Raw genomic sequence first — 19874 nt, forward strand, 5'->3', positions numbered from 1 at the left:
TTAACCTTTCCGACCAAAATTCGCTACCGCTCTTTTTACCCACCTTTCCTTTAATAAGGAAAGGAGCTTTTTAAATTCGAGATCTAAAAGCTCCTCGCCTAAGAATAGGCGAGGTGGGATTTCGTAGAAATCTCGGAGTGGTTGAGCGATGTTTGAACTTCTCTCAAAAACTCTATTCTATCGCACAATGTTTTTTTATATCTTCTAACACATGATCCAACTCTTCAAAAATATACGTATTCTCATACCTCATTATAGTCAAGTCCATATCAATTAATTCTTGATCTCTAGCCTCATCTTTTTCTTGCTGTAGGGGTTCATCATGATAGTTCCCATCTAACTCTATGATAAGCTTATGCTGTGCGCAATAAAAATCTACAATATAGTTTTTTATAGAATGTTGACGTCTAATTTTTAGTCCATGGAATTGTTGGTTTTTCAATTCATTCCACAGAAAAGCTTCGGCAGCAGTGAGTCTCTTTCTCAATTGCTTTCTATTATTTTCTAGAGGCTTAAGGTTGTGAATGGGTTTGCGACGATTCATGATATGAAGATAGGTAAAACGGTGTAGTTTATTTCCAACACCGCATTAACCTTTCCGACCAAAATTCGCTACCGCTCTTTTTGCCCACCTTTCCTTTAATAAGGAAAGGAGCTTTTTAAATTCGAGATTTCGCAGAAATCTCGGAGTGGTTGATTCGGTATTTATCTTTGTAGAACAATCTGATTTTGATCTCATTTCCAGCACTGCATTAACCTTTCCGACCAAATTTCCGCAAGCTCCAATTTGCCCACCTTTCCTTTAATAAGGAAAGGAGCTTTTTTAAATCGGGATTTCGTAGAAATCTCGGAGTGGTTGATTCGGTATTTATCTTTGTAGAACAATCTGATTTTGATCTCATTTCCAGCACCGCATTAACCTTTCCGACCAAATTTCCGCAAGCTCCAATTTGCCCACCTTTCCTTTAATAAGGAAAGGAGCTTTTTAAATTCGAGATCTAAAAGCTCCTCGCCTAAGAATAGGCGAGGTGGGATTTCGTAGAAATCTCGGAGTGGTTGAGCGATGTTTGAACTTCTCTCAAAAACTCTATTCTATCGCACAATGTTTTTTTATATCTTCTAACACATGATCCAACTCTTCAAAAATATACGTATTCTCATACCTCATTATAGTCAAGTCCATATCAATTAATTCTTGATCTCTAGCCTCATCTTTTTCTTGCTGTAGGGGTTCATCATGATAGTTCCCATCTAACTCTATGATAAGCTTATGCTGTGCGCAATAAAAATCTACAATATAGTTTTTTATAGAATGTTGACGTCTAATTTTTAGTCCATGGAATTGTTGGTTTTTCAATTCATTCCACAGAAAAGCTTCGGCAGCAGTGAGTCTCTTTCTCAATTGCTTTCTATTATTTTCTAGAGGCTTAAGGTTGTGAATGGGTTTGCGACGATTCATGATATGAAGATAGGTAAAACGGTGTAGTTTATTTCCAACACCGCATTAACCTTTCCGACCAAAATTCGCTACCGCTCTTTTTGCCCACCTTTCCTTTAATAAGGAAAGGAGCTTTTTAAATTCGAGATTTCGTAGACATCTCAGAGTGGTTGATTCGGTATTTATCTTTGTAGAACAATCTGATTTTGGTCTCATTTCCAGCACCGCATTAACCTTTCCGACCAAATTTCCGCAAGCTCCAATTTGCCCACCTTTCCTTTAATAAGGAAAGGAGCTTTTTTAAATCGGGATTTAAAAGCTCCTCTTTTTTATACCTCTAGAAGTGGCAATAAGAACTCCAGTTGTTTTAGTTTTGCAACATATACCAAAACCTCATCACCCATACACTTTGTCAAAAAACGATCCCTACGCTGCATTGCGATTTAGAGAATTTAATATTTTCCTATGCATGCGATTTTTATTAGTGTTTGGTTGGTCCATGCAGTTTATTGTAATCGAATGGCAAGTATATTCTATCACTAAGGATCCCTGGTCTCTTGCTATTATAGGTTTGATGGAGTTTGTTCCTGCCTTTGCCATGGCTTTGTTTGCTGGTCATATTGTGGATCAACGGGAAAAGCGCAATCTTCTAGCCCTTTGTATAGGTGCTTTTTCATTGATTAGTTTGGGATTATTTTTATTGACTTGGCCAGAAGTCGTTGGCGATTGGTCTACCGATACTGTTTTATATGCTATTTATGCTTTGGTCTTTTTCGGTGGTTTTTTAAGATCATTTTTTGGCCCTATATTATTTTCATTGATTGCGCTACTCGTTCCTAAGAAAGCATATCCTAATGCGGCAACTTGGAGCAGTTCTGCTTGGCAAATCGCCTCTGTTGTTGGCCTTGCTTTTTCTGGTTTTGCGATCAGTTGGTTTGGTGTGCATTGGTCCTTGTGTATTGTTTTTAGTTTGGTGGTGCTTTCCTTTTTTACCGTTTTCCTAATTTCCAAAAAACCAATATTAAATACTAAAGTTAATGAACCCATCCTAAAAAGTTTAAAAGAAGGGTTGAGTTTTGTTTACAAAACCAAAGCCATTTTAGGCGCCTTAACGCTGGATATGGTTTCCGTGCTTTTTGGAGGCGCGGTTATTTTGCTGCCCATTTTTGCTCAGGATATATTATGTGTAGGTAGTGAAGGTTTTGGAGTGCTGCGTGCCGCTCCATCGGTAGGTGCCATACTCACCATGATTGCAACCGCTTATATCCCAATCAGCAAGAATGCAGGTATGAAATTGCTAGTGGCTATTTTTGGTTTTGGAGTCTGTATTATTGTTTTTGGCTTGTCCTCTATCTTCTGGGTTTCTGTAGTGGCTTTGTTTTTTAGCGGTGTTACTGACGGCGTTTCTATGGTCATACGGCAAACTATTCTTCAACTTAAAACACCGGATCATATGCGAGGTCGTGTGGCTTCTGTCAACTCCATGTTTGTAGGCTCTTCTAACGAGTTAGGAGCTTTTGAAAGTGGACTCACTGCAAAATTGATGGGAACGGTTACAGCAGTAGTCTTCGGAGGTACCATGACTTTGATTACCGTTGTTACCACAGCACTGGTATCTCCTACGTTTAGAAAACTGGATTTGAGAAAGGATTTTGAAGATAATGAGGATCCTGATGTAGAATAACAGTCGACTATTCTTTCTGTGATTCTTATAGTAATTCCGCTTTCGCGAAAGCGGAACACGTATCCAACATCTTTACTAAAAAATAAATTTTCTGTGTATAAAAAATGCGTTTTATATAATAGGAACTGCATTTAAGTCTGCTGAGAATTTTATCTTTAACCTCCACAAATTTTTACGATGACAAATAACGGTACAGACGATAAAAGATTATTTCTCCTAGATGCTTACGCCCTAATTTTTAGAGGTTATTACGCACTTATTAAAAACCCACGAATCAATAGCGCAGGAATGGATACCAGTGCCATTATGGGTTTTACCAATTCGTTATTTGACGTGATCAGAAGAGAAAAACCAGAATTTCTAGCCGTTGCTTTTGACAAGGGAGGCAGTCATGAACGTGTAGCGCTTTATGAAGACTATAAAGCAAATCGCGACGCGACTCCAGAGGCGATAAAAATAGCAGTTCCTTATATTCAGCGTATTTTAAAAGCCATGCATATTCCTATTGTGGTAGAAGAAGGAATTGAGGCTGATGACTTGATAGGGACACTTGCAAAACAAGCCGAAAAAGAAGGTTTCACCACTTATATGGTCACACCAGATAAAGATTATGCGCAACTGGTGTCTGAAAATATTTTTATGTACAAACCTGCACGAATGGGGAATGGTATTGAAATATGGGGGATTCCTGAGGTGCAAAAGAAGTTTGAAGTGGAGCGACCAGAGCAAGTGATCGATTACCTCGGGATGATGGGTGATGCAAGTGATAATATTCCTGGATTGCCTGGCGTAGGAGATAAAACAGCAAAGAAATTCATTGCTACTTATGGTTCTATGGAAGGTTTGCTAGCAAACGTCGATAAGCTAAAAGGCAAAATGAAGGAAAAGGTACGCGATAATGCAGAACTGGGGCTTCTTTCTAAAAAATTAGCCACCATACGACTGGATTGTCCAGTGACATTTAATGCCAAAAACTACGAGCTGGACGATCCAGATGTAGAAGCCGTTCATGAGATTTTTGACGAATTGGAATTTCGTCGCGCTAAGGAAACAATGGCAAAGATTTTTTCTAAAGAGATTGCGGCAGTGAGCTCTTCCAATTCGAGTTCAAATGCGAGTTCGAATTCTACGAGCGCGGGCGCAGGACAATTCTCCCTTTTTGATGCCCCTGGTTCAGGAACAGCCGCAGAAACCGAAACAACAGGTCGTAAAACACTTGCTACTAGCGATCATTTATACCAGCTGGTGGAAGAAGGAATGGGAACCAAGTTATTCTTGCAGTCCTTAATGAAACAATCCAGTGTTTGTTTTGATACAGAAACTACAGGCCTGGATCCGCTAGCTGCAGAACTGGTAGGAATTGCATTTTCATGGGAAAAAGGAAAGGGCTTTTACCTTCCTATTCCTGAAGATCAAGAGACAGCACAAAGCATTGTGGACCAACTAAAACCTTTTTTTGAAAGTGAGCAGATTGAAAAAATTGGTCAGAATTTAAAATATGATATTAAAGTATTGGACAAATATGGAGTGCGTGCTAAAGGACCTATGTTTGATACCATGCTGGCTCATTACCTGATCAATCCTGACATGCGTCATAACATGGATGTGCTCGCAGAAACCTATCTCAATTATACGCCACAATCTATTGTGGAGTTGATAGGAAAAAAAGGGAAAAACCAACTTTCCATGCGCGATGTGGAACTGGAAAAACAAAAAGAATACGCCGTTGAAGATGCTGATATCACCTTTCAATTAAAAGAAAACTTCACGCCAGAATTAGCTAGTGCAGGAACTGACAGCCTTTTTAAAGATATAGAAATGCCTTTACTGCATGTACTGGCCGCCATGGAAATAGAAGGAATCAACCTGGACGAAACCTTTTTAAATTCGCTTTCTGGAGCTTTAGAAACAGACATTGCCCAATTAGAAACAGCTATTTATGAAGCTGCTGGAGAAGAGTTCAACATCGGCTCTCCTAAGCAATTGGGAGTTATTCTTTTTGAAAAACTTCAACTGGTAGACAAACCTAAAAAAACCAAAACTGGTCAGTATTCCACTGCCGAAGATGTGTTGAGTTACCTGGCTAAAGATCATGCAATCATTCAAAATGTATTGGACTACAGAGGTCTGGCAAAGTTAAAATCCACTTATGTAGATGCACTACCCAGTCAGGTAAATCCTAAAACACAGCGCATTCACACCAATTATATGCAAACCGTAGCTGCAACCGGACGTTTGAGTTCTACAGATCCTAATTTACAAAACATTCCTATCCGAACGGAGCGCGGTAGACAAGTACGTAAAGCATTTGTCCCTAGAGATAAAAACTACACACTGCTCGCAGCCGACTATTCTCAGATAGAATTGAGAATCATTGCTGCTTTAAGCGAAGAAGAAAATATGATGGCTGCATTCCAAAGCGGCGAAGATATTCACGCTTCTACTGCGGCAAAAGTTTTTAATGTAGCCTTAGAAGAGGTCACCAGAGAACAACGTAGCAATGCCAAAACAGTCAACTTTGGAATTATCTATGGAGTCAGCGCTTTCGGACTGAGCAATCAAACCGATTTATCTCGTGGCGAGGCTAAAGAACTGATCGACACCTATTATGCGAGCTATCCTAAACTGCGCGCGTATATGGATGACCAAGTTAATTTTGCTCGTGAAAACGGCTATGTAGAGACCGTATTGGGAAGGCGTCGTTATTTAAAGGATATCAATAGTTCTAACGCAGTGGTGCGAGGCGCAGCCGAGCGTAATGCTGTAAACGCACCTATACAAGGAAGCGCAGCCGACATTATTAAACTTGCGATGATCAATATTTATAAAAAGTTTGAACAGATGAATTGCAAATCAAAAATGCTGCTGCAGGTGCATGATGAATTGGTTTTTGATATTCATAATGACGAACTAGAAGACATGAAAAAACTCATTCAAGAGGAGATGCAAAACGCTTATAAAATGTCGGTGCCGCTAGATGTAGAAGTGGGTATAGGACAGAATTGGTTAGAGGCGCATTAGAATGACATGAGCAATGTGGAATGTGGAATGTGGAAAAAAAGCTCCAAATCAATGAATTGATTTGGAGCTTTTTTTTGATTCATTTACTTTCCTAAAAGAAAAACATGGGCCTGCTTTATACTATATTACTGTACAACGAGCTTTCTATTTATGATGATACCACTAGAGTATACCTTAAGTATATAGATTCCCGTTTTAACAGTGCTGATATCCAATGAGTTTGTTTCCTCTGTTTCTGACACTAGTAATTGGCCTGATAAAGCAAATACATCTACTCTATCTATGGCTTGTGAAGTTTCTAAATTCACCACATCTGTGGCTGGATTAGGATAAATTTTTAGATCTGACTCGTTGGTGTTTTCTCCAGCTATACTCAAAGTATTTTGATACACACGTACATAATCGATCACCATACTGCTTTGTATAAAATTAGGATCTATAGAACCCGCTATACCGCCCATTGCTACATTCAATAAAAAATACTGGTCTTCATAAAAAGGATACGTATCTATATTCTTTACAGCAGGATTATAAATATAAAAAGGCACATCATCTATTAAAAATGTGATTTGTTGTGGCGACCAGTTCATGGAGTACACATGAAAATCATTAGCCACGTCTTGTAATGTCGTCGATTGAAAATTACGGGTGTTTCCAGAACATCCAGCACAATTGGTGTGTAATGCTGCAGATACATGGTTTAAAGCTCCCAATCCATGCTCCATAATGTCTATTTCTCCACAAAGTGGCCAGTTGGTGGTTCCATAAGTACTGTCCCAATACCCACCATCTTCGTTGATATTTTTACCTAAAGTCCATATGGCAGGCCAAGTACCATCACCAAAAGGCAATTTTGCTCTTACATCCACCCTACCATAGGTAAATGCATACTTAGAATTCAATCGAGCACTAGTAAATTGCTTGGTTTGTCCTTGATCGGTAAAGCTTTCTCTTTTTGCTACGATGTTTAAAAAACCATTCTCTACATAAGAATTATCCAGTCTGTCGGTATAATGTTGTTGCTCTCCATTGAACCAGTTACCGCCAGACGGAAGTTGTGTTTGATGAAACCATTTGGTCGCATCAATAGGATTATTAGTTCCTGTAGTATCAAACTCATCTGACCACACTAAATCTGTATAAACCACATCTATAGGATTAGGCGGCGTTGCACCATTATTGATATCATCTATTAAATAAGTTCCTGCAGCGGCTGCTCCATAATCGATAAAAATAGTTACTCTACTGTATTGTCCCGTAGAATTTGAAAAATTAAAGTTTACATCATTCCAGTTATTAGCACCACCTGCAATCTGTTGTGTCATTTCTATATCTGGCTGATTTCCATTTTCTAATTTCAATAAGACAGTGTGCGTATTAGGGTCAAAAGCATAAAACCGAAGTGTTAAAATAGGATCAGCGCTAAGATCTACCGGATTGTTAACATCTATATAAAAGCCCTGAGTAGCCTGAGTTCCATTATTAAAAAACTCACCTACATTGTTTGTGGTTTGAACAGGATCGCTTACAAAAGAAAATGAAGATCCAGAAAAACCTGTAAAGGGGTATTGATTGTTTTCAAAGTCTAGGGGAAACTGCTGCGCCTGCGCAAATTGACTGGCACAAAATAGCAGTAAGAAGAAACGTAAATAAAACATTAAATAATCTTTTTGCTAAAATACTGCTCTTTTACCTATGAATAAAATAAAATAACGCTACAAATACTATACAAAAGTATGATTTCTTTTGGATTTGTGTGATTTCATCAAGATAAGGCCATTTTTATGAGATCTATCTATAAGCCTTAATCAAGACAACGATTGGGTCAGTAAATTCAGCAATATTTAGAATAAACCCATCACTAGTAAAAGAACTCATAGCTGCTGACGTTCTTCCTTGATTGTTAGCATTCTGATCGACAAATTGAGCGGCAAAACATCTACTGGTCGACGAATAATTCCCAACTCTGTTAATACTCGCCCCGCTACCAGCCCCTGCAATAGCAATTTGCTCTATAAATGGCGATGCTGCGATAACCTTAGCATAACCAAACGTATAACTTACACTGTTGTTAGCGTCATTACCTGCCCCACTTCTTGTATAACCACCATTTAAGGTTTCTGTATTACTTATAGCTGTAAATTCAACTGTTCTAGGACTGAAGGGTATTCCAGTAATCGTTTTTGTTCCGGTAGAAAAGTCAGTCGCACTAATCAGCATTCTACCTATAAATATTTGTGGCTTATTCTCACTAACCACTAAATTCCATTGATTATTCTCCCACAAGTAAAAACCAGTTTTAGCAACTCCGGCAGTTCCTGTATTCCAAATCATGGTTCCGTCTACCAGAACTCCTCCATTTGGATTAGTGACCGGCGCAGCAGTAGTTAAACTGGTTAAAGCAATTCTAGGCAACAATACACCAGAATCAGAAGAATCTATATCTAAAGCACCTTTGGGCTCGTTAGTTTGTAGACCTACCTGAGCTTCACTGGTATTAAAAAGGAAAACAAGAAGTAAAACAGGGATGATACTTTTAAAAAACATAGGAATATTTTTGCAAACATAATAATAAGACGAGCCAAAGCAGCCTTTACTTACATATCAAGATAAGAATTCGTTGAAACAGATTTAATTCAGTTTATAAACTGGCATATACACGTAAGATCTATTAAACTTTAACAAAAGTTATAAGTATTTAATACGTAAATAAAGAAAACAACACTCAATAATGCATAGATAACTCTAAGCTATACCAAATAGCTTGTCCATTTTTACGAGGAAACAGGAAACCTATCTAAAAGCCTTAAACATAACCACAATTTGATTAGTTCTACTGTTAGCAGCGGAACCTGCAAGAAAGCGATCTACGTCTAAAGTAAATCCATCTGTATCAAAAGTGGTCAATGAGGCGCGTATCAAACCATCTTGAGAATCGCTACCACCGGAAGCAGTACCATTATCGTGTATCGGATCCCCATTGTTATTCACAAAAAAGGCAGCAATACAATGGTTTTGGGAAGCATAAGATCCTATGTTATTAATACTAGAACCATTTGAACCAAAAGAAATTACTTGCTGGCTTGTTGTGCCACCGTGGTTTGTCGCATAACCTGTCATTTGTCCACCAGCCATACGAACATCGTTACTGTTGTTACCTGCCGACCTGTAAGCACCGTCATTATAACCTTGAGCTCTATTCACCGCGATAAATTCTATGGAAGATGGCTGAAAGCCTACTCCTGTAATTATTTTAGTACCTGAAGCATCAATAAGCATTTTTCCAAAATGAACCGTCTTCTGATTGCTACTAAGTACTTGATTCCATCTACCTCCTTGCCAGAAATAATACCCAGCAGGTTGGATACCTGTTACGGCAGTGTTCCACACCATCGTTCCATCTACTAAAGCACCACCATCAGGATTGATAACAGAAGTAGCATCAGTAACTGTTAATAAATCTATTCTAGGCAACAATACACCAGAATCAGGTGCATCTATGTCTAAAGCTGCCTTAGGGGCACTTGTTTCTATACCTACTTGAGCTCCACTGATGTTAAACAGGAAAATAAGAAATAAAACAGGGATGATATTTTTAAAATTCATAAACATAGTTACAAATTTACGTCTTTGCCATTGGAAATTAAATTTTCCTTAAACTTTGACATCTTAAATCGTTAAAAACCATTTTTTTTCGTTGTATAACATTTTTTTTATGCATTTATATAATTATTATGACCCTTAGAGATGACATTTTGAATTAAAAATTAAGAAAATACATTTGAACTACCCTCTAAAAACAGAAGCATACACCCATCAGACAAATGACAAATAGCCTTTTAAAGGTATCATTTTTCGTCTTAATTATGTTCAGAAACGACTTTAATTGCAGTCGAAAACAAAACAGAAATCCTTCCTATCCAAAGCAAAAGTTCCAACATAGTTTTATGAATCTAAAACTTCCAGCAGCTTATTTAGGTCTTCTATAGTATTAAAATAAGAGAAGCTAAGTCTAATACCATCCCCCCGCAAAGAAGTAATGATGTGATGCGCCTTTAATCTGTCGTATAAATCTTGACCTCCTTTGATATTAAAAATAGAAGAATGATTTTTTCTAGAGCAAACTACAGAAGAAAGAAGACCGCGTTTTTCAAAAGCAACTTTAGCTATTTTTGACAACTCTTTTACTGGAGCTGAGACCTTATTCCAGCCCAATTCATGTACCTTTAAAATAGCTTGTTGCAAAGTTCCAAAGGCTATCATATCTTGATGCCCAGGTTCAAAACGGCTTATAAATGTCACATTAGAATTCATGACATTTCGAGCACTTCTAAAACCAATATCTTTAGGGAAAATATGTTTCTGCACTTCTTCTTTTACACATATAAAACCGTTTCCATCTCCAGCATGAAGCCATTTGTAGCAGGACGCGAGAAAGATGTCTATTCCGCTTTCGCGAAAGCGGAACTCTTCAGAACCCACATACTGAGTAGCATCTGCTATTAAAATCATATGAGGAAAGCGTTTCTTTAAATCGTTTAAGAAACTCAGATCCATTTGAATACCAGAAATATATTGCACCATCGAAAAACAGAAAAAATCAGGTCGTTCTTTTTCACAAACACTAATGATATGCTCCTCCATCTGCTCGTCAATAGCAACATAATGCGTTTGAAAACCTCTGGTCTCTACCGGCCAGTTGACAGAAGGATAATCCCCTTTTAACAGTAAGACAATAGCCTTGGGATCCATACCATTGATCAACGTATTAAAACCCGTTGAGAAATTGGGAATCACTGCAGTAAAATCTGGATCAGCATCCATAAAGTTGGCAATGCTATGACGTACCTCATCAATAAAAACATTGCGCTTATTTGTAAAAATAGAAGCGTCATCGCGCATCTTCTCATTGAGCGACCTGCGGTAATCGATAAGGTCCTGAGAGACTAAACCGTGATTTGCCGTATTGAGGTAGGTGTATTTTTTGAGAATTGGAAATTGATCTGTCATTTTATCTTGTTGCTAAGAATGTCTATGTGTATAATAGCGTAAATTTGGGTATAAAAATAACGAGAATGTTCGGTACAAAGAAAAAAAATACTCCAGGAATTGATTTAGAGCAAAAAGAAATGATCGAGAATGCACAAAAACGCATCAAACAAAAGCGCGGCCTTTTTACCCATTTTGTGGTTTTTCTATTAGGCTCGGTAGGCTTAATTATCATCGCAAACCGTCCTAACGTAGAAGAAATTACTACATTATTAGGATTACAATGGTGGATTTGGGCCATTTTTGCTTGGTTGCTACTACTCGCTTATCATGCCTTTAATGTATTTATCACCGAGAGACTTCTAGGTCCAGAATGGGAAAAAAACCAGTATGACAAACTGGTAAGAAAACAAAAGGAACGCATCACGCAACTGGAAAAGAAAGTAGAAAAAGAATATGTAGCGCCACAGGCAACTCTTGCTATAGATACGCCTACATCTCATCGTAAAGTTACCATGGTAGCTGCCGCAGGAATGAATAATGAATTGGGTAAAGACGGTACGCTGGTATGGCATCTTCCTGACGATTTTAAAAGATTCAAGTCGCTGACCACAGGACATCACATCATTATGGGACGTAAAACCTTTGAAAGTTTAAAGAAACCACTTCCCAACCGCACCCATGTTATCTTAACTAGAGATAAAAACTACAAGACCGATGGCGGTATAGTGGTTCACGATATGCAAACAGCTTTAGCAGCTGCTTCTGAAGATCAAAATCCTTTTATTATAGGTGGTGGTGAGATTTACAAACTAGGACTCGCCGTGGCTGATGAAATCGAACTGACTAAAGTTCACGGCACCTTTGACGTAGACACTTACTTCCCTGAGATAGATGAAACAAAGTGGAAGATCAAAACCTCTCTTCACCATCCAGCAGATGAGAAACACAAATACAGCTTTGATTATGAGACCTGGGTGAGGAAATAGTTTCTAGTAGGCAGGTTGATTTCTCCTTTTGCTTTGCAAAAGGAGAAATGTGAGTGGGCAGGTTTTAATAGCAGTTTACAGTTCCAATTTACATTAGTAGTGGTGTAATTAGCTGAATGTAATAAATGTTGAATTTGAAGATTTATTAGTATCCAAAAAGCTTTTGGGAATGGCATGGACATTTTTGAATTAAGCAAACAATTTACTAAAGAAGAAACTTATTCACTAGCAGATCAAATAAGAAGATCCTCTAGAAGTGTAAATCCAAATATTGCCGAAGCTTATAGAAAACGTAAGTATCCTAAGCATTTTATTAGCAAAATTACAGATGCTGATGGTGAGAATTCAGAAACTCCGTATGACTTAATTACTCACTAGCATGCAGTTATATCACATAAATCCAACATCAACCGCTATTACATAAAACTATAGCAGTCGGAAAGTTGATTAATTATATGATAAACAATCCAGGTAAATTTGGAGTCCAAATGGATTAATTCCTTGAAGGAAAGTTGATATGAAAGCTATTACTTATAAACTAAAAACTGTGACTGCAACTGAAAACTGTGACTTGAAAGAAATTATTAAAAAATTTTACTTCTAATACATTATTTTTACTTTTTAAAAAACGCAATACAAATGAAAGCATACGTTTTTCCAGGTCAAGGAGCTCAATTCACAGGAATGGGTAAAGACTTATACGATACCTATACAGAAGCAAAAGAATTGTTCCATCAAGCCGACGAGATCCTCGGATTTGAGATTTCAAAAATCATGTTTGAAGGAACTGCTGACCAATTAAGAGAAACCAAAGTAACTCAACCTGCCATTTTTATCCACTCCGTGATTCTCGCAAAAATGATGGGAGCTGATTTTGCTCCAGCAATGGTAGCTGGACATTCCTTAGGAGAATTGAGCGCACTAACAGCCGTTGGCGCTTTGACCTTTGCTGATGGTTTACAGCTAGTTTCTAAACGTGCCCTCGCTATGCAAGCCGCTTGCGAGCGACAAGCCAGTACGATGGCAGCCATCATAGGAATGGCAGATGATGTGGTTGAAAAGGTGTGTAAATCTGTAGACGGTGTCGTTGTAGCAGCTAATTACAATTGTCCTGGCCAACTTGTTATTTCTGGAGCTATTCCTGCAGTAGAAAAAGCTTGTGAGATCCTTAAAGAAAAAGGAGCCAAAAGAGCTTTACTGCTTCCTGTAGGTGGTGCATTCCACTCTCCATTAATGGAGCCGGCTAGAGAAGAATTGGCTAGTGCCATAGAAAGCACCGACTTCAAACAACCCCTATGCCCTATTTATCAAAACGTAGCTACTTTTGCGGTGCACAATACAGATGATATCAAAACCAACTTGATCTATCAGCTTACTGCTCCCGTTAAATGGACGCAATCCATCCAGCAAATGATCAAAGATGGTGCAACAGAGTTTATTGAAGTAGGCCCAGGAAAAGCATTGCAAGGATTGATTAAGAAAATTGATCGTGAAGCTGTAGTGAGTCAAGGGAGTGTTTCTTAAAGATTTTTAGAATATAGAGAATGAATTTTAGAATCGTTCTCAGCGTTTAAAAATCACTAACTACAGATTATAAAAAAGTATAGTAAGTAATAGATGTAACTAAATTACTTGCTCCAGTATATTCTATTTCAATAAAAGAGTCTGAGTGATCAGAATTTGAAATGATACTTGAATTTAAAATATCAAAAAGCAGGTAATTGATACCTTCGTCAGTAATATTCATTGAATTTTTAAATTGATTAATTAGAATATTTAAAGAATCACCGATAGAGAATTCAATGTTATCAATTGACACTAAAGATTTAGTATTTATTGTTTCAATGCGAGATAAGGAGTCTGAATAACTAAACCAAAAAGAATTTTTATTCAAAGAAAAGACTGAATAACTAGTTTCAAATATTTTATCATTTTTACAGATAGAGTTAAGACCAAACAATTGACTTAATGAGTCTTTTTGTATTTGCGCTATATCTACACCATCAATACTAAAATTTTTAATATCTGCTGATTCTTGTGAATTAGAGTAGCTACACATGAAAACTAGAATAATAAATAAAAGCTTTTTCATAAGTAGTATAATTGTTCTTGAAATATAAATTTAATTTAAAATTACCATCAGTCCTCAAACTTTTTTAAATCTCCGTATTTAAAACCAACCATAAAAAAATGCCATGCGATCAACCGCATGGCATTTTAAAATTTATATACTATAATGGATATCTACAATTCCAAAGCTTTCTTCACATCATTATCCATCAAGATCTCGATAGGATTTTCTAGAGCTTCTTTAATGGCTACTAAGAAACCTACAGACTCTTTACCATCGATGATACGGTGATCATAAGAAACGGCCAGATACATCATAGGTCGTGCAACAATTTCACCGTCAACTACTACTGGGCGCTCAATAATATTGTGCATTCCTAAAATAGCGCTTTGAGGTGGGTTGATAATAGGCGTACTCATCATACTTCCAAAAACACCACCGTTAGTAATCGTAAACGTACCACCGGTCATTTCATCCACAGTGATATCTCCATCTCTAGCGCGTAAGGCTAACCTTTTCACTTCTTGTTCTACTCCTCTAAAAGAAAGGTTTTCTGCATTTCTAATTACGGGAACCATCAATCCTTTAGGACCAGACACCGCAATAGAAATATCTTTATAATCATACGTAAGCATTTCCTTACCGTCGATCATAGAGTTCACTGCTGGGTATAGATCCAGCGCTCTCGTTACTGCTTTAGTAAAGAACGACATGAATCCTAGAGAAACACCGTGCTTGGTTTTAAAAGCCTCTTTGTGTGCTGCACGCAAGTCAAAAATAGCTTTCATGTCCACCTCGTTAAACGTGGTTAACATCGCCGTTTCATTCTTAACCATGACCAGACGCTCCGCCACTTTTCTACGCAACATAGAAAGTTTAGTGCGCGACTCGCCACGAGATCCAGGCCCTGGAGTTCCCATAGAAGGTTTTGCATTTACCGCATCTTCCTTAGTAATACGTCCATCGCGACCGGTTCCAGATACAGACTTAGTGTCCATTCCTTTTTCATCGAGAATTTTCTTTGCAGCAGGACTTGGCGTACCGCTAGCATAAGTTTCTTTTGCTTGAGCTGGTTGTGGTGCTTTTGAATCGGCAGTTTTATCTTTTCCTGCATTATCCTTTTGCATTTCCTTAGCAACATCTCCATCGTTTCCACCTTCATCGCCGCCACCCATACTAGATGGTGCGTTGTCAACGTCTTTAGAACCGGCGTTAGGATTTGCAGCTTCCGTGTCTATAAGACAGACTACAGCTCCTACTTCTACAGCATCTCCTTCTTCAGCCATTAGGGTAATGATACCACTAGCTTCTGCTGGTAATTCAAGAGTAGCTTTATCGCTATCAACCTCAGCAATGGCTTGGTCTTTTTCAACCCAATCGCCTGTGGCAACTAGCCATTCTGCTATTTCTACTTCTGTAATCGACTCGCCTGGTGAAGGCACTTTCATTTCTAGAGCCATAATTTATTTATTGGTATTAAATACATCTTCTATTATTCTTGCCTGTCTTCTCTTAGATCTTGTGGAACTTCCTGAAGCAGGGGCTGCGTACATACTTCTTGAGCACACGCGCCATGTTCTTGTTTCTGGCATGTGTAACATCAAGTGGGAATATGCTCCCATATTTCTAGGTTCTTCTTGTGCCCAAACGACATCTTTAGAACCGTATTTTTTTATTACTTCTTGCATTTGCTCTATCGGAAGTGGGAACAATTGTTCTAGTCTCACTAAGGCAACGTCTGTTCTGTTATTTTCTTCTCTGTATTCTAAAAGATCGTAATAGAGTTTTCCTGATACAAATACTAATGTTTCCGCTTTCGCGAAAGCGTCACCATCAACATCAATAACCTCTTGAAAACTTCCTTTCTCTAGTTCAGATACCTTGCTTACTGCTTTAGGAGAACGCAACAAAGATTTGGGAGTAAACACCACCAAAGGCTTGCGGTAATTCACCAACATCTGACGACGCAACAGGTGAAATAAATTTGCTGGCGTTGTACAGTTGGCAATAAACATATTATCCTTAGCACACATCTGTAGATAACGTTCTATACGTGCACTCGAGTGCTCAGCTCCTTGACCTTCATAACCGTGTGGTAATAATTGTACCAGACCATTCTGATTCTTCCATTTATCTTCTCCAGCACTGATGTACTGATCCATAATGATTTGAGCACCGTTAGAGAAATCACCAAATTGTGCTTCCCAAATAGTCAGTGTATTAGGTCTTGCTAAGGCATAACCATATTCAAAACCTACCACTGCATACTCTGACAGATGAGAATTGTAAATATCCATATTTCCTTTTACACCATCGATATTATTGTGTAAAATGAATTCGCGCTCATTATTTTCTGACTTTACAACAGCGTGACGGTGAGAAAAAGTACCTCTTTCTATATCCTGACCACTCATACGTACATCAAATCCTTCCATCATCAAACTACCGTAGGCAAGGTGTTCTCCCATAGCCCAATCCAGTTTATCTTCATCAAACATGGTCTGACGGGATTCAATGATCTTCTTAACTTTTCTCATGAAAGACTCTGTTTCTGGGAGCTTAGAGATAGCTTTGGTAATTTTTTCTAATATACCTCGACCGACACCAGTCGCTACTTTCTTCATCATCTCTTCCTCTGTAGCCTGCTCAAAACCTTCCCATTCATCTTGCATAAATGGAGTGATCAAGGTATTCTCCATTTGTCTAGAAGTCACTAATTCCTCTTCCAGTCTGTTTTTGTATTGACTTTCTAATTCTTTAACCTTGGAGTTATTAATCACTCCTTCTTTAAGCAATCTATCCGCATAAATATCACATGGATTCTTTTGCTTAGCAATCGCTTTATATAATTGTGGTTGTGTAAAACGAGGTTCATCTCCTTCATTATGACCGTATTTTCTATAGCCTAATAAATCAATAAACACATCCCGACCGAATTCCATACGGAAATCCAGCGCAAAATTCATGGCGTGAACCACTGCCTCAGCATCATCTGCATTTACGTGAAGTACCGGTGATAAAGTTACCTTGGCAACATCTGTACAGTAAGTACTAGATCTTGCATCCAAATAGTTAGTTGTAAAACCTACTTGGTTGTTGACCACTAAGTGAATGGTTCCTGCAGTTTTATAAGCGTCTAATTGCGCCATTTGCACCACTTCATAAACGATTCCTTGACCAGCAATAGCTGCGTCACCGTGTACAACAATAGGAAGTACTTTAGAGAAATCCTCAGGAGTGTGCCTGTCTTGTTTAGCGCGTGTAATCCCTTCTACTACGGCACCTACCGCCTCTAAGTGAGAAGGGTTAGGTACTATATTTATATTGATATCGTTGCCGTTATCTGTTTTTCTTTTACTGGTATATCCTAGGTGGTACTTGACATCACCATCAAAAATATCTTGTTCGTAATCTTTACCGTCAAATTCGGAGAAAATATCCTTTACAGGCTTTCCAAAAATATTAGTCAATACATTTAAGCGACCTCGATGCGCCATTCCCAGTACAAATTGATCCACTCCTTTATCTGCAGCATTTTCTATTAATGCATCAAGTGCAGGAATCAATGATTCATTTCCTTCTAGAGAAAAACGCTTCTGACCTACATACTTGCTATGAAGAAAAGTTTCAAAAGAAACCGCTTCATTCAGCTTCTTAAGAATCTGTATTTTTTGATCCTTATTAAAGGTAGGATGGTTGTCGTTTTTATGCAGCCAGTTTTGGATCCATTTAATTTCATCTGGTTTGCGTATATACATATACTCCACACCTATACTCTCACAATACACCTTATTAAGGTGAGCGATGATATTCCTGAGGCTCGTTTTTCCTAGATCTATTAATTCTCCTGAATCAAAAGGAGTATCTAAATCTGCATCAGAAAGACCAAAGTTCACCAAGTCTAACTTAGGCTCGTAATTACGGCGTTCTCTTACTGGATTTGTTTTAGTAAACAAATGACCTCTTGACCTGTATGCGTCGATTAATTTTACAACTTGAAATTCTTTCTGTAGATTTTCTGGAACAACTGCAGAAGTTCCTGCGTGCTCTACTACGAGGTCGCCCTCGTGAGCGCTCTCCATTCCAAAATCAAAACCTTGAAAAAAGGCCCGCCATGAAGGCTCTACCTGGTCTGGATTAATTAGATATTCATCATAAAGTTGTGCGAAGTATGCAGTATGTGCTGCATTTAGAAATGAAAACTTGTCCATATATGGAAGGAAATTTATCCTTATTATCAATTGTAATTGCAAAAATAAAGAAATGTGCCGTCATGTCATAAGCTTTTGTACTTTTATAACAGTGAACTCGTTAAAACCCTTTCTATAAACCCCTATATTTTGGTTTTAAAGTTAAATATTGTCATTTGTCGCCAAAGTAACGATGCTGTAAAAGAATAAAAAACCTTTATTTAATTTTAAATGATCTATTTTTCCCTTGGAAGTAAGAAAGTTTAAGAAATTCCGAACCAATTATTAATCCATACGTTATGAAAACCTATTCCTTAAGAAACATCAGTATACTATCTGTATTTGGATTGTTTTGTTGCATTTCTTTTAGTCAGCAACTAGAAGAGTCTAAATTTTGGGACCGCGTTCTATTTGGAGGTAACATAGGGGCTAACTTTGGTAATAACTTTAGTTCGGTTCTTATTGCTCCACAAGCCATTTATCAAGTGAACAAATACATAGGTCTAGGCGTTGGTTTAAATTACAGCTATTCAGAAAGAGACCTCAATAGATTTGACGACTTTAAATCTACTATTGCAGGTGGTAGCTTAATTGCTCTTGCACAACCTATAGACTTCCTTCAAGTCAGCGCAGACTTTGAATACCTCCATGTAAACAGGAACTTTGCCGACTCTAGTTTTGATGATAATTACTGGGTTCCTGCCTTTTTCTTAGGAGCTGGTTATCAACAAGGGAATTTTGTGATAGGCGCGAGATATGATGTACTCTTTAATGAGAGACGCAGTGTTTATCAAAACGGGATTCAGCCTTTTATTAGGGTGTTGTTTTAATCGTGATTTAGATTTATAATTTTATTTTAGAATTAGATAGGTATCCTGAGGCAGCTCAGGGCGAAAACTTTATAGCAACAGGCAAGAAACAATTGTATAGACCTTGCTTATGTCACTGCCTTAACCTAAACTGAATTTTACTCCATTCCCGCATTATAAAACCGAGTATAATTCCGTTTTCAAGGTTTTTCTCCTGCACGTCTGCCAGATAATAGAGTTGTTGTAATTTAGGATCGCTTTCTTCTATCGCTTCATTTAATAAATAGGCTAGAGAATCAATAAACTCTTTGGGATTAGCATCCTCTATCGCATCAAATCCAGATCTTTCCAAATCTTTATTGACTTGGCTTTTAAACACCATAAAAACATGATGTCTATCTTCTAGTTTATCTTGTATAATGGTAAGCTTTTCAGACATAAGTGGACTTTAAAAGTTCAAATTTAAAAGTTTGTTTACACAAGTCGGCAGTTTTATGATGTATTCTTACAGTTCATTTATTCGTTTGTAGTTTTCGCACCCTTTAGGGTTGGGGAACGAAAACAGGTGGAGGGACTCAAAAGAGTCGGGTCTTGTTCAAAATGGCAACTATTAAAGTTTCTTTTACGACCCTGTTTCCGTTGGAAGGAATTGTCGGCAGGACAGCTCAAAAGGCGGTAAAGAG

16 protein-coding genes are annotated in these 19874 nt (G+C 37.9%); 6 read left to right on the plus strand and 10 right to left on the minus strand.

Annotated elements, in window-relative coordinates; translation table 11 throughout:
• Positions 1–172: 172 nt before the first annotated feature.
• A complete protein-coding gene (locus F0365_RS03595) occupies positions 173–544 on the minus strand; it encodes an endonuclease domain-containing protein (protein WP_169932438.1) in 372 nt (123 codons plus the stop codon).
• Positions 545–1087: 543 nt separating this feature from the next.
• Positions 1088–1459 (minus strand): endonuclease domain-containing protein, encoded by a 372-nt coding sequence (locus tag F0365_RS03600; RefSeq protein ID WP_169932438.1) that lies wholly within the window; start codon positions 1457–1459, stop codon positions 1088–1090.
• 388 nt (positions 1460–1847) lie between these two features.
• Between F0365_RS03600 and F0365_RS03605 the strand changes: the two genes are divergently transcribed.
• Positions 1848–3122: an MFS transporter gene (locus F0365_RS03605; RefSeq protein ID WP_169932439.1), complete on the plus strand. Its 1275-nt coding sequence runs from the start codon at positions 1848–1850 to the stop codon at positions 3120–3122.
• A 177-nt stretch (positions 3123–3299) separates the two neighbouring features.
• Positions 3300–6143 carry a DNA polymerase I gene (gene polA, locus F0365_RS03610; protein WP_169932440.1) on the plus strand — a complete coding sequence of 948 codons (2844 nt, stop codon included), beginning with the start codon at positions 3300–3302 and terminating at the stop codon, positions 6141–6143.
• 125 nt (positions 6144–6268) lie between these two features.
• Here the strand turns inward: polA and F0365_RS03615 are convergent, their stop codons facing one another.
• The 4 genes from F0365_RS03615 to F0365_RS03630 all read right to left on the minus strand — a co-directional run bounded on the left by F0365_RS03615 (position 6269) and on the right by F0365_RS03630 (position 11153).
• Positions 6269–7801: a family 16 glycosylhydrolase gene (locus F0365_RS03615; RefSeq protein WP_169932441.1), complete on the minus strand. Its 1533-nt coding sequence runs from the start codon at positions 7799–7801 to the stop codon at positions 6269–6271.
• A gap of 133 nt (positions 7802–7934) precedes the next feature.
• Positions 7935–8690: a hypothetical protein gene (locus tag F0365_RS03620; protein ID WP_169932442.1), complete on the minus strand. Its 756-nt coding sequence runs from the start codon at positions 8688–8690 to the stop codon at positions 7935–7937.
• A gap of 246 nt (positions 8691–8936) precedes the next feature.
• Positions 8937–9749, minus strand: a complete 813-nt coding sequence (locus F0365_RS03625; protein WP_169932443.1) for a hypothetical protein — start codon at positions 9747–9749, stop codon at positions 8937–8939.
• A gap of 339 nt (positions 9750–10088) precedes the next feature.
• Positions 10089–11153 carry an aminotransferase class V-fold PLP-dependent enzyme gene (locus F0365_RS03630; protein ID WP_169932444.1) on the minus strand — a complete coding sequence of 355 codons (1065 nt, stop codon included), beginning with the start codon at positions 11151–11153 and terminating at the stop codon, positions 10089–10091.
• Positions 11154–11218: 65 nt separating this feature from the next.
• Here F0365_RS03630 and F0365_RS03635 point away from each other — a divergent pair, with 65 nt between their 5' ends.
• From F0365_RS03635 to fabD, 3 genes are all read left to right on the plus strand, one after another.
• A complete protein-coding gene (locus tag F0365_RS03635; protein ID WP_169932445.1) occupies positions 11219–12121 on the plus strand; it encodes a dihydrofolate reductase in 903 nt (300 codons plus the stop codon).
• Between the two features lie 174 nt (positions 12122–12295).
• On the plus strand, positions 12296–12499 hold the full coding sequence (locus tag F0365_RS16730) for a four helix bundle protein (protein ID WP_317169838.1): 204 nt from the start codon (positions 12296–12298) through the stop codon (positions 12497–12499).
• 261 nt (positions 12500–12760) lie between these two features.
• Entirely contained in the window at positions 12761–13645 is an 885-nt protein-coding gene (gene fabD / locus F0365_RS03645; RefSeq protein WP_169932446.1) for an ACP S-malonyltransferase, read from the plus strand.
• A gap of 67 nt (positions 13646–13712) precedes the next feature.
• On the opposite strand, the gene F0365_RS03650 is transcribed toward fabD, so the two are convergent.
• From F0365_RS03650 to F0365_RS03660, 3 genes are all read right to left on the minus strand, one after another.
• Positions 13713–14213, minus strand: coding sequence for a hypothetical protein (locus F0365_RS03650; protein ID WP_169932447.1), 501 nt, complete (start codon positions 14211–14213; stop codon positions 13713–13715).
• 152 nt (positions 14214–14365) lie between these two features.
• Positions 14366–15652, minus strand: a complete 1287-nt coding sequence (gene odhB / locus F0365_RS03655) for a 2-oxoglutarate dehydrogenase complex dihydrolipoyllysine-residue succinyltransferase (protein WP_169932448.1) — start codon at positions 15650–15652, stop codon at positions 14366–14368.
• A gap of 3 nt (positions 15653–15655) precedes the next feature.
• Entirely contained in the window at positions 15656–18403 is a 2748-nt protein-coding gene (locus F0365_RS03660; protein WP_169932449.1) for a 2-oxoglutarate dehydrogenase E1 component, read from the minus strand.
• A gap of 278 nt (positions 18404–18681) precedes the next feature.
• On the opposite strand from F0365_RS03660, the gene F0365_RS03665 reads away from it, so the two are divergent.
• Positions 18682–19212 carry an alpha-ketoglutarate decarboxylase gene (locus F0365_RS03665; RefSeq protein WP_169932450.1) on the plus strand — a complete coding sequence of 177 codons (531 nt, stop codon included), beginning with the start codon at positions 18682–18684 and terminating at the stop codon, positions 19210–19212.
• 112 nt (positions 19213–19324) lie between these two features.
• On the opposite strand, the gene F0365_RS03670 is transcribed toward F0365_RS03665, so the two are convergent.
• Positions 19325–19630 (minus strand): hypothetical protein, encoded by a 306-nt coding sequence (locus tag F0365_RS03670; RefSeq protein WP_169932451.1) that lies wholly within the window; start codon positions 19628–19630, stop codon positions 19325–19327.
• Between the last annotated feature and the right edge of the window lie 244 nt (positions 19631–19874).

The organism is Nonlabens sp. Ci31 (genome assembly GCF_012974865.1).
Classification (GTDB): Bacteria; Bacteroidota; Bacteroidia; order Flavobacteriales; family Flavobacteriaceae; genus Nonlabens.